This window comes from Guyparkeria sp. (genome assembly GCF_041687595.1).
In the GTDB taxonomy this organism is placed as follows: domain Bacteria; phylum Pseudomonadota; class Gammaproteobacteria; order Halothiobacillales; family Halothiobacillaceae; genus Guyparkeria.
In genome coordinates this window covers 1-14,116 of sequence record NZ_JAWLBP010000049.1, presented here as the reverse complement: position 1 = coordinate 14,116, position 14,116 = coordinate 1, and the positions used below count along the sequence as shown (strand labels likewise).

General features: G+C 68.3%; 14 protein-coding genes. 5 read left to right on the top strand and 9 right to left on the bottom strand.

Features of this window, described 5'->3' with window-relative positions; translation table 11 throughout:
• Window positions 1–608, top strand: a 608-nt coding sequence (locus ACESL5_RS08060) for an endonuclease III domain-containing protein (RefSeq protein WP_372592269.1), incomplete at its 5' end; no start/stop codon positions are given.
• Here ACESL5_RS08060 and ACESL5_RS08055 read toward each other — a convergent pair.
• The 6 genes from ACESL5_RS08055 to ACESL5_RS08030 are packed head-to-tail and all read right to left on the bottom strand — an operon-like array spanning window position 605 to window position 5,698.
• Window positions 605–1,342 (bottom strand): SDR family NAD(P)-dependent oxidoreductase, encoded by a 738-nt coding sequence (locus tag ACESL5_RS08055; RefSeq protein ID WP_372592268.1) that lies wholly within the window; start codon window positions 1,340–1,342, stop codon window positions 605–607. The two genes, ACESL5_RS08060 and ACESL5_RS08055, sit on opposite strands and share 4 nt — an antisense overlap.
• Before the next feature lie 36 nt (window positions 1,343–1,378).
• A complete protein-coding gene (locus ACESL5_RS08050) occupies window positions 1,379–2,269 on the bottom strand; it encodes a phytoene/squalene synthase family protein (protein ID WP_372592267.1) in 891 nt (296 codons plus the stop codon).
• 51 nt (window positions 2,270–2,320) lie between these two features.
• A complete protein-coding gene (locus ACESL5_RS08045; RefSeq protein WP_372592266.1) occupies window positions 2,321–2,902 on the bottom strand; it encodes a hypothetical protein in 582 nt (193 codons plus the stop codon).
• Between the two features lie 11 nt (window positions 2,903–2,913).
• Entirely contained in the window at window positions 2,914–3,606 is a 693-nt protein-coding gene (locus tag ACESL5_RS08040; RefSeq protein WP_372592265.1) for an HAD-IA family hydrolase, read from the bottom strand.
• Window positions 3,606–4,337: a bifunctional 2-polyprenyl-6-hydroxyphenol methylase/3-demethylubiquinol 3-O-methyltransferase UbiG gene (gene ubiG, locus ACESL5_RS08035; RefSeq protein WP_372592264.1), complete on the bottom strand. Its 732-nt coding sequence runs from the start codon at window positions 4,335–4,337 to the stop codon at window positions 3,606–3,608. The genes ACESL5_RS08040 and ubiG overlap by 1 nt, the downstream gene beginning before the upstream one ends.
• Window positions 4,338–4,360: 23 nt before the next feature.
• Complete coding sequence (locus ACESL5_RS08030; RefSeq protein WP_372592263.1) at window positions 4,361–5,698, bottom strand: TRZ/ATZ family hydrolase; 1,338 nt, start codon at window positions 5,696–5,698, stop codon at window positions 4,361–4,363.
• A 277-nt stretch (window positions 5,699–5,975) separates the two neighbouring features.
• Between ACESL5_RS08030 and ACESL5_RS08025 the strand changes: the two genes are divergently transcribed.
• Both ACESL5_RS08025 and argF read left to right on the top strand, forming a co-directional pair.
• The gene (locus ACESL5_RS08025; protein ID WP_372592262.1) at window positions 5,976–7,163 is read left to right on the top strand and encodes an acetylornithine transaminase; all 1,188 of its coding nucleotides are present in this window, start codon (window positions 5,976–5,978) and stop codon (window positions 7,161–7,163) included.
• Between the two features lie 49 nt (window positions 7,164–7,212).
• Window positions 7,213–8,139, top strand: coding sequence for an ornithine carbamoyltransferase (argF, locus tag ACESL5_RS08020; RefSeq protein WP_372592261.1), 927 nt, complete (start codon window positions 7,213–7,215; stop codon window positions 8,137–8,139).
• Window positions 8,140–8,232: 93 nt separating this feature from the next.
• On the opposite strand, the gene ACESL5_RS08015 is transcribed toward argF, so the two are convergent.
• From ACESL5_RS08015 to ACESL5_RS08005, 3 genes are all read right to left on the bottom strand, one after another.
• Window positions 8,233–8,784, bottom strand: a complete 552-nt coding sequence (locus ACESL5_RS08015) for an NUDIX hydrolase (RefSeq protein WP_372592260.1) — start codon at window positions 8,782–8,784, stop codon at window positions 8,233–8,235.
• A 14-nt stretch (window positions 8,785–8,798) separates the two neighbouring features.
• Window positions 8,799–9,413, bottom strand: coding sequence for a BMC domain-containing protein (locus ACESL5_RS08010; RefSeq protein ID WP_372592259.1), 615 nt, complete (start codon window positions 9,411–9,413; stop codon window positions 8,799–8,801).
• 140 nt (window positions 9,414–9,553) lie between these two features.
• The gene (locus ACESL5_RS08005) at window positions 9,554–10,507 is read right to left on the bottom strand and encodes a LysR family transcriptional regulator (protein WP_372592258.1); all 954 of its coding nucleotides are present in this window, start codon (window positions 10,505–10,507) and stop codon (window positions 9,554–9,556) included.
• 448 nt (window positions 10,508–10,955) lie between these two features.
• On the opposite strand from ACESL5_RS08005, the gene ACESL5_RS08000 reads away from it, so the two are divergent.
• Window positions 10,956–12,620, top strand: coding sequence for a proton-conducting transporter membrane subunit (locus ACESL5_RS08000; RefSeq protein WP_372592257.1), 1,665 nt, complete (start codon window positions 10,956–10,958; stop codon window positions 12,618–12,620).
• A gap of 42 nt (window positions 12,621–12,662) precedes the next feature.
• Window positions 12,663–14,116, top strand: a 1,454-nt coding sequence (locus ACESL5_RS07995) for a putative inorganic carbon transporter subunit DabA (RefSeq protein WP_372592256.1), incomplete at its 3' end; no start/stop codon positions are given.

The following is a 14,116-nucleotide window of genomic DNA, read 5'->3' as shown; positions in this document are numbered from 1 at the left end:
CTCGCACGCCGGCTGCCCGCGCCTTCGAGATCGCCGTCGGCGCGGTGCTGACCCAGAACACCAACTGGCGCAATGTCGAGCGGGCAATGGCCAATCTCGAGCGGGATCAGGCCCTGGACGCGGCCGTCGTCCGCGCGCTGCCCGACGAAACGCTGGCCGAGCTGATCCGCCCGTCGGGCTTCTATCGCATCAAGACCGGCCGGCTGAAGGCGCTAGCGACGGCGTGGGAAGAGGCGGGTGGCTATCCGGCGCTCGCCGACTGGGATACGGCAACGCTCAGGGGCTGGCTGCTCGGCATTCACGGGGTGGGCAGGGAGACCGCGGACGACATCCTGCTCTACGGCTTCGCCCGCCCTGTTTGGGTGATCGATGCCTACACCCGACGGCTGATCGGGCGTCTGGGGTTCGAGGAACAACTGGCGGCCCTGCCCTACGACGAGTTGGCCGCGCGCCTGCTGGCCAACACCGTGGACGCCACCGCCGAGCGTCTGGCCGCGTGGCACGGACTGATCGTGGAACACGCCAAGGCCCATTGCCGGGTCAAGCCGACCTGCGCGGATTGCCCGCTCCAGGACCGGTGTGCCCATGGGCGTGCAGAACTTCTCTAGAGGCGCTTGATCTCGCCGGATTCGCCGCTTTTCAGCCAGTCGAGCAGTTCGGGCATCACCGAGCAGGGCGACTGTCGGTCTTCCACCGTCTCGCCGGGAAAGCGGGCATGGCGCATGCGGCTGTTGACCGGGCCGGGATCGAAGCCGGTGATCCACGTGCCCGGTGCCTCCGCGGCCCACTGGCGGATCATCTGGACCAGCCCGGCGTGGGCGATGGTGTAGGCATTGCCGAAGGCCTCGGTGCCGCGATCGGTGTAGAACAGCACCTTCGGGCTGGCAGCCTTTTCCAGCAGTGACCAGACGTTCCGGGTCAGGGCGAACGGGGCGGTCAGGTTCACGTGCAGGCTTTCCTGGAACTTCATCAGGTCCGACTGGGCCAGCGGGGCGGGTTCGCCGGCGGTTCCCATGGCGTGCACCAGCAGGTCCAGCCGACCGAACTCGGCCTCGATACCCGAGGCCAGGGTTTCGTAGTCTTCCGGGGCAGCCCCGGAAAAGTCCACCGGCTGGATCAGCGGGGGTTCGCCGCGCGCGGCCTCTGGCACGTCCGGCAACACGCGCTCAACGATGTCGTCGGCCAGTCGCTCGAGCGCGTCGAGCTTCCGTCCCAGCAGGATGAGGGTTGCCCCGCGGGCGGCCAGCGTCTGCGCGGTGGCGGTGCCCAGTGCGCCGGTCGCGCCATTGACCAGCACGATCTGGCCGGCGAAGCGCGTGTCGGGTGTCGGTGAAGATGTCATCGGCGGTCCTGTCGTCTCGGCAGTTGGTTCGGGCGGCTACCAGGAAGCCCGCCAGGCTAGCCACCACTGGCGCAGCGGGCTGATCTCGACCCGCGCCTCGGTGATGGCGCCCGGGTCGGCCTGCATCAGGCGCAGATGCTCGCGGTCGATCGCTCGCAGGATGCGGAACAGCCGCGGTGGGCGGCTGCCTTCCCACCCCTCGATCCCGGCACGGATGCGTTCGAGCTCCTCGGCGAACAGCCGCTCGCGCTCGGCCCGGGCCTGTGGCCGGTACAGGTCGGCTTCGTCCAGTCCGTGTGCGGCGAGCTGATCGGCCGGCAGGTAGACCCGCCCGGCCCGCGCATGACGACCGAGCAGCCGGGCGCGTTCCAGCCGCCCGTGCCAGCGGCCGAGGGTCTGCGCGGCCCGCGTGGCGTCTTCGTCGGCCTCCAGCAGGCGGGCATAGAGCGAGAAGAGACTGCCGTAGCGGGCGTCGAGAAACGATCGCAGATCGTCCTCGGCGGCGAAGCCCTCGTACTCGAGTTCGACGCGGGTGGCCCCGAGCCGTTCCTCGAGACGCGCGACGAAGAAGGAGTCGGCCGACCGGACCTCTTCCGCGTATCCGAGCTCGTCGAGGGCGGCCAGCAGGGACCGGACCACGGGGTGTTCCGCCCGCCCCTCGGTCATGTCCAGAAGCGCCTGGCGCCACCAGTCGAGCTTCGACATGGCCACCTGCGGCTCGCTGATGGTCTCGCTGATCTCGGCGAGCGAGACATCCAGGGCACGCAGGGCGGTAACGGCCCGCTGGCGGACCGGCGGGAGCTTGAGACTGGCGAGGCGGAAGGGGCTGCCGACGGGCCTGGCCAGGCGCTCGCACTCGGCGTCGGGCAGGTGAGTATCGGCCGGCCGCGCCGGGGTTCCGGAAGCGGTGGCGTTCATGCCGGGCATGATATCAGGATTGCCCGGATCGGGCGGGGCGAGGATGGGCGTTCCGGGCGGTCAGCCGCGCCCGGTCAGCACCCGCCAGGTGATGCGGGCGGTGGCGACCAGCTGGGTTACCGCCGAGCGGGCAGGGCGCTCCTCGAACCACAGGGCCGGGTCGACCTGGCGTTCACGCAGGATCTGCTCGATGCGGGCGATGGCCAGCCGGTAGCGAAAGCCGCCGAACCAGGGGCGGCCCAGGGGGGCGGCGCCCTGGAGCACGCGGCGGATCTGCCCGGCGAAGCGTTCGTTGAAGCGTCGGAAGGCGAAGTCCACCCGCTTTTCCACGAAGTGGTCCTCCTCGACCCGGCAGTCGGCCAGCTCGTCGCTCGGCAGGCGCATGGGGTGGCCCTTGCGGCGATCCGCCGGTGCCTCAAGCCAGCCGTCGACCAGCAGGGCAGCGGTGATCAGGCCGTCGATGCGTGCCTGTGCCGTCCGGTCGAGCCGGTCGAAGAAGCTCGGGCGCAGGGCCGGCAGTCGGTCGCGGTAGTGGGCGATCAGGTCGGCCAGTGACGCCGGCTGGATCGACGGGCGCAGCTCGCGGGCCGGGAGGGAGGCCCGCGGCAGCCAGGTCAGCAGACGGTGAACTTGCGTGGGCATGGTGCGATGTCTCAGGCCGTCGCTGCCGACCGGCTGGCACCGTCCAGCAGTTCGGCGATCTGTGTCGGATGGTCGATCACCACGGTCGCACCCCACTCCTCGATGGGACGCTCGCCGTCGAGGTATCCCCAGCGACCGGCGACCGTCGGCATGTGGGCGGCGTTGCCGGCGATGATGTCCCGCTCGTGGTCGCCGATGTACCAGATGCTGTCCGGGGCGAGGCGCAACTTGCCCGCGGCGTACAGCAGCGGGTCGGGGTGGGGCTTGGCGCGGTTGAGGTCGTCGCCGCAGACCACCACCGCCGGGTTGAGCACCAGTGCCTCGAGAAGCCGCCGAGTCAGGCCGCCGGGCTTGTTGGTCACCACGCCCCAGGGCAGGGCGCGGGCGTCGAGCGCTTCCACCAGCCGGTCCAGGCCAGGAAACAACCGGGTATGGACGGCGAGGTTCTCCGCGTACAGGGCCAAAAAGCGCTCGCGCAGGGCATCGTAGCGTTCGTGGTCGGGCGTGATGCTCATGCCGATCGCCAGCAGGCCGCGTGCCCCGTTGGAGACGTGCGGACGGATCTCGGTCGGCGGCATCGGCTCGAGCCCCTCTTCCACGCGCAGGCGGTTGAGCGCCGCGGCCATGTCGGGCGCGGTGTCGAGGAGCGTGCCGTCGAGGTCGAACAGGATGGCTTGTGGCGTGGCGAGGGTCGGCATCGACATTATGAATCCTTCACGAAGGCCATCAGGTAGTTCACGTCGAGGTCGCGATCGTTCAGCGAAAACTCGCGGGTCAGCGGGTTGTAGACAATGCCCGTCGAGGCAATCGGGCGCAAGCCGGCGTGCCGGCCCATGCGGGCCAGTTCGCCCGGTCGGATGAACTGCCGGTGGTCGTGCGTCCCCTTCGGCACCATGCCGAGGATGTATTCCGCCGCCACGATGCCCAGCAGCCAGGACTTGGCGTTGCGGTTGAGCGTGGAGAGGAAGACGTGCCCGCCGGGCCGCACGGCCCTGGAGAGGGCGTCGATGATCGCCTGGGGCTGGTCGACGTGCTCGAGCATCTCCATGCAGGTGACCACGTCGAACTCTCCGGCGTGTTCCGTGGCGAAACGGGTGACGTCCGCGACCCGGTAGTCGATGTCCAGGTAATCCGGGGCGTGCTCGCGCGCGACGGCTATCACGTCCTCGGCGAGGTCGAGGGCCGTGACCCTCGCCCCGCTGCGCCCCAGCGATTCGGCGAGTATCCCGCCCCCGCAACCAACGTCGAGCACCGCCTGGTCGCCGGGGTCGCTGTGCTGTTCGATGAAGGCCATGCGCAGGGGGTTGATGGCATGCAGCGAGGCGAACGGGCCGTCGCTGTCCCACCATTGCCGGGCAAGCCGGTTGAAGTGGTCAAGTTCCTCGGGCGAGGCACTGGAGGCCGAGGTGTCCTGTGATGTCGTACGGCTGTTCATTGCCTGGTGCTCCCGCGGGTGCATTACCGGTTCGTCCGGGCCCTGACGATCGGGTCGTGCCAGGTTCGGGCTCGCTCGATGATCGCGCGCGTATCGAGGTGGCGCAACCGCCCGCCGCTGAGCAGGGGCTTGCCGTCGACCCAGACGTGACTGACCTGCCGGCGCGAGGTGCTGTAGACCAACGTGGTGACGGGATCGTAGACGGGCTGTGTTTCCGGCTCGTCCAGGTTCACGGCGACGAGATCGGCGCGCTTGCCGGGCTCGATCGAGCCGATGCGGTCGTCGAGTCCGAACGCACGGGCGCTGCCCAGGGTGGCCATGTGCAGCGCCTCGTGGGCACTGACCACGGAGGCGTCCTCCGCCAGCGGCTTGGCGATCAGTGCGGCGGTGCGCATCTCGTCGAACATGTCCAGGTCATTGTTGCTCGCCGCGCCGTCGGTGCCGAGCCCGACGTTCACGCCGGCGTCGAGCAGACGGGCCACCGGGCAGAACCCCGAGGCGAGCTTGAGGTTCGACTGCGGCGAGTGGAGCACGTGCGTTCCGGCGCGGGCGATCTGGCGGATTTCCGTCTCCTCGAGTTGCGTCATGTGCACGGCCACCAAGTGCTCGTTGACCAGCCCGAGCCGGTCGAGCCGGGCAAGGGGGCGCTCCCCCGACGCGGCGATGGCCTGTTCCACTTCGTGGGCCGTCTCGTGGACGTGCATGTGAACCGGAAGGTCGAGCTGGTCGCTCAGCGTCCGCACGCGCTTGAGGGCCGCGTCGCCGACCGTGTAGGGCGCATGCGGGGCCAGCGCGAACTCCACGTGCGGGTGGTCGCGCCATTGATCGATCAGGTCGATGCCCTTCGACAGCGCCTCGTTCGGGCTGGCGGCCCAGGGGTTGGGCGCGTCGATCACCACGATGCCGAACACCCCGCGCAGGCCGGCCTCCAGGGTGGCCTCGATCGCCGCCTCGGGGAAGAAGTACATGTCGGCCATGCAGGTGGTGCCGCCGCGCAGCATCTCCAGCGCGGCGAGCATGGTGCCGTCGCGGACGAAATCCATGCCCAGCATCTGTCCTTCCACCGGCCAGATGTGATCCTCGAGCCAGGTCATCAGGGGAAGGTCACCGGCAATCCCCCGCATCAGGGTCATCGCTGCGTGGGTGTGTCCGTTGACCAGGCCCGGAATGAGCGCGTGTTCCGGCAGATCGGTCCACTCCGCCGTCTCGAAGCGGGCGCGCGCCTCGTCTCGGGGCAGGATGGCATCGATCTCGCCGTCGCGGATCACCACGGCATGGTCTTCGAGCACGAGGTCCTGCGGGGCGATGGGGATGAGCCAGCGGGGAGCGAGGATCCTGAGATGCGGGTGGTCGGCGGTCATGGTCGGGGGCAAGCCTGGCATTGAGGGGTGCTGAAACAGGCGCAAGACTAGCACGGGAAGCCCCCCGTGCCGGGGAGGCTACGGGGTGGATGGAAAACGTGCTATCCTCAAGCGCTTGCGTTTCCGGCCCACCGGCCGGTGTGAGGGGGCGGCCTCGTCCGGCCCCGGCAAGAAATCACGTAACGAATAGATAAACAAACGCGCTCGTCCGCAGGGGAGCGCGCTTTTTGGTTTTGACACATTCCAAACGTCGGGAATGGGATCGTCGAGGAATGCCGTGAGCGAATTTCTGTTGCCAACCTACAATCGCCAGCCGGTTCGCTTCGTCCGTGGGGAAGGCCCCTACCTCTGGGACGAGGCCGGCTTGCAGTACCTGGACGCCATCAGCGGCATCGCGGTGACCGGTCTCGGTCATGCCCAGCCGGACGTCGCCGAGGCGGTCTGCGATCAGGCGAAGACGCTCATCCATACCTCGAACCTCTACGGCATTCCCTGGCAGGAGCGCCTCGGCGAGCGGCTCGCCTCGCTGTCGGGCATGCAGAAGGTCTTCTTCGCCAACTCCGGCACCGAGGCCAACGAGGCGGCGATCAAGCTCGCCCGCCTGCACGGCCGTCGCCGGCAGGTGGCCACGCCGAAGATCGCCGTGATGGAACACAGCTTCCACGGTCGTACCCTGGCCGCACTCGCCGCCACCGGCAATGCCGCCATCCAGAAGGGCTTCGAGCCGCTGCTCGACGGTTTCGTCCGTTTGCCATTCGGTGATGCCGAAGCCCTGAGGCAGGCGGCCTCCGACGAGCAGATCGTCGCGGTACTGCTCGAACCGGTGCAGGGCGAGGGTGGTGTCCGCCCGGCCCCCGAGGGCTATCTCGCCGCCGTGCGCCAGATCTGCGACCAGCACGACTGGCTGATGATGGTGGACGAGGTGCAGACCGGCATCGGCCGTACCGGACGGTGGTTCGGCTTCCAGCACGAGGAGGTGCTCCCGGACGTCATGACTCTGGCCAAGGGACTGGGCAACGGCGTACCCATCGGTGCCTGCCTGACCGCCGGTCGGGCCACCGAGCTGTTCGGGCCGGGCAGTCACGGCTCGACCTTCGGCGGCAATCCGCTGGTCTGCCGGGTAGCCTGCACCGTGCTCGACGTGATCGAGCGCGACGGCCTGGTCACCCGGGCCCAGTCGCTGGGCAACCAGCTGGTCGAGCGCATCTCGGCGGGCCTGGCCGACGTGCCCGCTTGCCGCGACGTGCGCGGACGCGGCCTGATGGTGGGCATCGAGCTCGACCGCCCCTGCGGGGAGCTGGTGGGCCGTGCCCTGTCCGAGAACCTGCTGATCAACGTGACGGCCGGGTCGGTGATCCGCCTGCTGCCGCCGTTGATCCTGAGTGCCTCGCAGGCCGACCTGATCGCCGATCGCCTGGTCGCCCTGGTGCGAAACTGGCTCGACACGACCGAGCCCGCCGAATAAATCCGGCTAGGACCCTAGCGGGCCCGGCCGCCAATGGAAAGCGAGACCCATGTCGACACGTCACTTTCTCAGCCTGTTCGATCTCACCATCGACGAGTACCGCGCCCTGTTCGAACGCGCCGGCCAGATCCAGGCCGCCCGCGAGCGCGGCGAGCGTCCCAACACGCTCGAGCGCCGCGTGCTGGGCATGATCTTCGAGAAGGCTTCCACCCGTACGCGTCTGTCGTTCGAGTCGGGCATGGCCCAGCTCGGCGGTTCGGCGATCTTCCTGTCGCCGCGTGACACCCAGCTCGGGCGGGGCGAGCCGATCGAGGATTCCGCGCGCGTCATGTCGCGGATGGTCGACGCCATCATGATCCGCGCCAACGACCACGGCATGGTCGAGACCTTCGCCGCGAACAGCCGCGTGCCGGTGATCAACGCTCTCACCGACCTCAATCACCCCTGCCAGTTGCTGGCCGACGTGTATACCTACCAGCGCCACCGCGGTTCGATCGCCGGCAAGCGGGTCGCCTGGGTGGGTGACGGCTTCAACATGTGCCACTCCTACATCAACGCCGCGCGCGTGTTCGGCTTCGAGCTGACCGTGGCCGCGCCGAGTGGCTACGAGCCGGCAACCGAGGTGGTCGAGGCGGCCGGCGACCACGTGCGCCTGGTGGAAAGCGCCGAGGCGGCAGTCGAGGACGCGGATCTCGTGGTCACCGACGTCTGGGCGTCGATGGGGCAGGAGGAGGAACGCCTGCGCCGCTTGCGCGACTTCCAGAACTACCAGATCAACGACGAGATCATGGCCCGGGCGAACACCGATGCCCTGTTCATGCACTGCCTGCCGGCCCACCGGGGCGAGGAGGTCTCGGCCAGCGTCATCGACGGGCCGAAGAGCGTGGTCTGGGACGAGGCCGAGGCCCGCATGTACACCCAGCAGGCGCTGGTGGAGTTCCTGATTCTCGGCGAGTTTCCCGACGACGCTGGCTGATTCGCTTTCGGCCGGTGGCCGGGCGATGGGGGCATGACGAAACGGCGCGGTGTCTACCGCGCCGTTTTCTTTTGGTGGCAGGCGTTTTTGGCTTCAGCGCATGCGACGGGTCTTGTCGACCATGCGCAAGGTGGAGCGGCTGTTGTTGTAGCGGGCGACGAGGGGCAGGGGGATCCAGTGCAGGGCGAAGGATTCCTCGTTGCCGGGGACCGGGGTGCGGTCGTCGATCTCGACGAGGTAGCGGATGTCGATGTGCTCGTGGGGCTGGGCGTCCGGGTGCGGCTCCTGGGTGGAGTGGATGTCGACGTCGAAGATTCCCTCGTGGACCAGTCGGATGTGCTCGGGGGACACACCGGTCTCCTCGGCGCACTCCTGGAGGGCGACGGCGCGCATGTCGGTGGCGCCGTCGGCATGCCCGCCGGGCTGGAGCCAGCAGTCGAGCTTGCGGTGGTGCATCAGCAGAACGGCGGTGCGCGCCGGGTTGACCACCCAGGTGGAGGCCGAGACGTGCGCCGGGAGGTGCTCGCGGTAGAAGGTGTCCGGGTGCGCGGCGACGAACTGCCGGGCACGCTGGACGAAGGCCGCCTCGTCGAGGTGGCGTGTCTGGTAGCGGGCGAGTTGGTCGAGCAGGTCGCAGCGATGCATGGCTCGGTGCGCTCCTAGGTGTACGCCGGGTTCTTGACCGCGGCGATGGCGGCGCGGGCGGCCTCTTCGACGTCGCCCTCGCGGCCGGCGATGGTCAGGCGCCCGTACTTGCCCACGGCGCGCACGTCGATGAGCGAGATGTTGGCGGCCTTCTCGGCCTGGTTGGCCGCGTAGACGACGTAGCCGGCCGGTTCGACCTCCAGGATGAACATGGCCTGGTCGGGCAGGATCATGTTGCCGCGACGGTTCTGGCGGTTGATCAGGACGGTGTGGTCCGGCGTCATGCCGGTGATGATCTCCTGCCAGGCGATCTCGCACGGCTGCCTTGCGGTCTGCTCCTGGCGCAGGTAGTCGAGAATGGTCTCGCCGGCCTGGACCACGTCGCTCTGGACCCGGTGGTGGATGACCATCGAGCCGAAGGCGCGCTCGACCACCTGCTGGGCCAGTCGGACCCGGGATGACTTGAGCGCGATGTCGGTCAGGCGGTGGACGGCCATGCCCGGCGAGACTTCCACCCACAGGCAGGCGTCGCCCGGAATCGGCAGGAAACCCTGGGACACTGTCGCCATGTATTCAGCCACCTGGGGCTGAAGCGAGTCGATGAAGACGTATGTCCGGAGTTCGATCATGCGGGGCGGGCCTTGGCGAAGCGGCGTTGAAGTATCAGGAAGCCTCGTGAATCGGCGAGTCTACCATCAGCAAGTGCCGGGAAGCATTGCGATCCCTTATGGCTGCCATATGGTCCCGCCCTCGGCCTGCCGGCCACGGTTCAGCCGATCTTGAGATAGTCCCCGCCGTGCTCCTTGAGAAAGGCGAGAAATTCGCGGGCGATGACGGAAAGCGCCTTGCCGCGAGGGTAGACGATGTTCCAGTATCGCTCCAGCGGGAAGCCCTCGACGTCGAGCGTGACCAGTGGCCCGGCCTCGCTTTCCAGGTTGAGCGCGTGCTCGGAGACGACCGAGATGCCCAGCTGACCTACCACGGCGTGCTTGATCGATTCGTTTCCTTCCAGGACCAGCCGCTGCCGGGGCTTGAGCCCGTGCTGGGCGAAATGCTCCTCGACCTTGTGACGAATACCCGAACCGGGTTCGCGCATGATGAACGGCTCCTGCGCGATCCGCTCGAGCGGGATGTGCCGCTCGCGGGCCAGCGGGTGGTCCCGGTGCGCGATGACCACCAGCGGGTTGGGGGCAAAGGGGATCAGCTCGAGATCGAGCCCGCTGTCGGGCACGTGGCCGATGATGTAGAGGTCCGAGAGATTGTCCTCGATGCGCTTTAGCAGCGTGTCGCGGTTGGAGACCTTCAGTTCCAGCTCGATGTCCGGGAACTGCTTGGCGAAGTCCCCCATCGCCAGTGGCGCGAAGTACTTGGCGGTGGTGATCACCGACAGCCGCAGCCGGCCCTTCTTCAGGCCCTTGAGGTCATTGATCGACATCTCGAGATTCGACAGGGCATCGATCACGTCGCGGCAGCCGCGGGCGACCAGGTTGCCAGCATCCGTCAGGAAGATCTTGCGGCCGATCTGCTCGAACAGCGGCATACCCACGGTCTCGGAGAGGCTCTTGACCTGCGCCGAGACGGTCGGCTGGGTGAGGAACAGTTCCTCGGCCGCTCGCGTGAAGCTTCCCAGCCGGGCCACCGCCTCGACGATCTCGATCTGCCGCAAGGTGGCATGTCGCAGGAGGTATCGCGCCTCCGATTGTCGGGTGTCTTCGGTCATCATGTCTTTTCTCGCCACCGATCACCAATTACATAGATTCCATTCTATGCAAACCCGGCAAGAAGGTCGATTCGGGCCACGGCTCCGCACGTCGGCCACGTCCGCTGGACCGGGCATCGCGACCGCGGATTCCGCCTCTTCCATAGAAATATCCCATCGGTCCTATTGAGTAGGGTCTATCCATAGACTCCACGGATCCCTTTCATCGCCTCGCGTCTATGGGTCGCGCAATCGCCGTCAAGGCGCGGTCCGGGTGCGATTGCGGGGAAAAACACCGCCAATGATTGCCCCGGATGCCCCAAAAAAATCAATCCATAGGCTTTAATCAATGGATTGCTTCGGCAATTCGAATTGGTGCTCGATCGAGCAGGTCACTACCTTGCACCTTGCCGGCGGGTGCGTTGGCCGTAGCGCAACGGACCCGATCCACCAGCCTGACCGGAGGGAGACCATGAATACACTGACCACCTGGCCGCTTGCCGGAGCCTTGCTCGCGTTGATGCCCCTGCTGCTGCTCGTCGCGGCGATTCCCGCCACGGCGGCGGGCGTGGAGGCAGCGCAGCGTTACCGCCGGCGGGTGCGCTGGGCGGCCATCGGCGCCCTCGGGCTGGCCATCGGCGCGACCGTCGCCTTTCTGGCCGGCAGCCGCGCGTCATTGACGATCGCCGCGCTGCCGCTGCCCGGCGACATCGGGGCGCTGGCGCTGTCGATCCAGGTCGATCAGCTCACCATGGCGCTGGCCGTGCTTGTCGCGCTGGTCGTCACCCTGATCGCCCGCTACAGCGAGAAGTACCTCGACGGGGATCCGCAGCAGGCGCGTTTCTTCCGTCTGCTGGCGCTGACCGCCGGCTTTTTCCTGCTGGTCGTGATTGCCGGCAACCTCGCCCTGTTCACGCTCGGGATCTTCCTGACCGGCTTCTCGCTGCACAAGCTCCTGCTGTTCTACCCGCACCGCCCGCGCGCGGTCATGGCCACGCACAAGAAGTCGCTGTTCAGCCGCAGCGCGGATGCCTGCCTGATTGCGGCGACCGTGCTGATCGGCCACCAGGTCGGCAGCCTGCAGTTCGACGTGATCGCCGAGTGGGCGCGCGCGCAGGACGGCATGCCGCCCGGGATGCACGTCGCCGCCTTCCTGATCGTGCTCGCCGCGATCCTCAAGAGCGCGCAGTTCCCGTTCCACGGCTGGCTTCTGCAGGTCATGGAGGCGCCCACGCCGGTTTCGGCGCTGATGCATGCGGGTGTCGTCTATAGCGGGGCGATCATCGTGCTGCGCACCAGCGAATTCCTGCTCGCCCAGGGCAGCGCGCTGTTCCTGCTCGCCATCGTCGGCCTGGCCACCCTGGTGATCGCCTCGCTGGTCATGCTGACCCAGACGGCGGTGAAGTCCTCGTTGGCCTGGTCGACCACCGGGCAGCTGGGCTTCATGCTGCTGGAACTGGGCCTGGGGTTGTTCGCGCTGGCGCTGCTGCACCTGATCGGCCATTCGCTCTACAAGGCGCACGCCTTCCTGGCCGCCGGCAGCATTCCAGACCAGTTGCGCCAGCCCAAGCCCGCCGCGCGTCGTCGAGTCGGCTTCGGCACCTGGGCGGTGACCATCGTCGCGAGCCTCGCGCTGACGGCGGGAATGGCCGCCGCGCTGGGGCTGTCGGTCAGCCACGAGCCGGCGTTGATCGCCCTGGTCGCAATCGTCGCCCTGGCCGTGGCCCAGCTGGTGCTCAAGGCGATCGTGATCGCGCCGAGCGGCGCGGGCATCGCTCGTGCCGCCGGGCTGGCCGCCATCATGGCCGCGGTTTACTTCACGCTGCACGAGGTGTTCGTCACCCTGTTCGGCCCCACGGTCGCGGCGATTCCGACGTCCCTGACCTGGGCCTACGGCGCCATGCTGGCCCTGACGACCGTCAGCTTCCTGCTGCTTGCCTGGCTGCAGGGACCCGGCCGGGAGCAGTTCAACGGCTCGGGCCGGAAGGGGCTGTTCGTTCACCTCTACAACGGGCTGTACGTCGACCTGCTCGTCGAGCGCGCCGCGCATCGCCTGTGGCCGCACAAGGTCGGTCAGCACCGATCACGGCACGACGTGTTCAAGGCGCAGACGCCCGTTTCCACCACGCAATCCTGACACGCACATCTCAGTGGCCGGTCACTACCGGGAGGAACTGCCATGACCCTGGCATCGCAAGCACAACAGACCCGTACCCAGGCGGCCCGCGACGGGACAGGGCTCGACCTCGAGCAGGTCCGCCGGCTGGCCGAGGCGGCCGGTCGCAAGATCGCCCCGCTCTGGCCGCTGGATTCGTTCGTCGCGGTCAACCCCTACCTTGGCCTGATCGACCAGACCTTCGCCCGGGCCAGCGGCTACCTCGGCGCGATCGCCGGTGAGCGCACGGTCATGGACCACGAGTGGTACGCCGAGCGCTGGCGCGACGGTCGCCTGACCCGCGAGCACATCGAGCGCGCCGTCGAGCAACTGGGCCGCCCCGTGGGCGTGGATGCCGTCATCGCTGCACTCGAATCGCCCCGCGCGCCGGCCGCCCCGGTGCCGATGCTGGTCGACGCGCTCGATCGCCCGGGCACCGCCCCGATCTCGATCTTCGTCGTCGACCAGATCAGCCACTTCCTCGCCGCGCATTTCGACCGCGGCCAGGCGATCTGGAGCGCTCCGCACGAGAGCGACTCCCTGTATGCCGCCTGGCGCGAGTACACCCTGATCGATCGCAGTGCCCAGGCGGCAGGGCTGGGAAGGGCCCGCCAGTACCTGCGAGAGGTCCCCACCGATCCCGTCGAGGCAATCGCCTGGGCCATCGAGACCCTGCGACTGCCGGAGTCCGTGCACGCCGACTACCTGTTCGCCGCGCTGAAATCCATCAACGGCTGGGCGGCCTATTGCCGCTACCGACTCTGGGGCGCTGAGCTGACCGGCGGTACCTGCCAGGACCTCACCGACCTGCTCGCGGTGCGCCTGGTCTGGGAGGCGCTCGCGCTCAAGGCCACCGACAGTGCGGCGGTTCGCCGGGAATGGCAGCGCGAGATCGAGCGCCATCATGAGGCCATCTCCACCGCGGAGAACGAGGCGGTGATCGACGAGGTCATGCTGACGGCCACCGAGATCGCCTTCCGCGATCCGGTCATCCGGCATTTCCGGCAGACCGGCGAGGGTCGCGACGCGGACCGGGCCCGCCCGCCCGTGCAGGCCGCCTTCTGCATCGACGTGCGCTCGGAGGTCTTTCGCCGGCACCTGGAGACCGCCATGCCCGGGGCGCGGACCATCGGCTTCGCCGGATTCTTCGGCGTGCCACTGGCCTACAGCCGCCTGGGCGAGTCCCAGTGCCGTACCCACACCCCGGTGCTGCTCAACCCCGGCGTGACGGTCGAGGACCGCGCCGAGGACAGTCAGGACCTGGCCGCGCGCCGCGAGCAGCGCATCGGCAACGGCCTGTCGTGGAAGCAGTTCAAGCTCTCGGCGGCCTCCTGCTTCACCTTCGTCGAATCCGCCGGCCTGACCTACATCCCCAAGCTGATCGGGGACACGCTGGGCTGGCACACCCCGGCGCCGCCGCCGGACGAGGCCGGGCTGACCGACGAGGAGCGCGCCCGGATCCACCCGGCGCTCGCCTC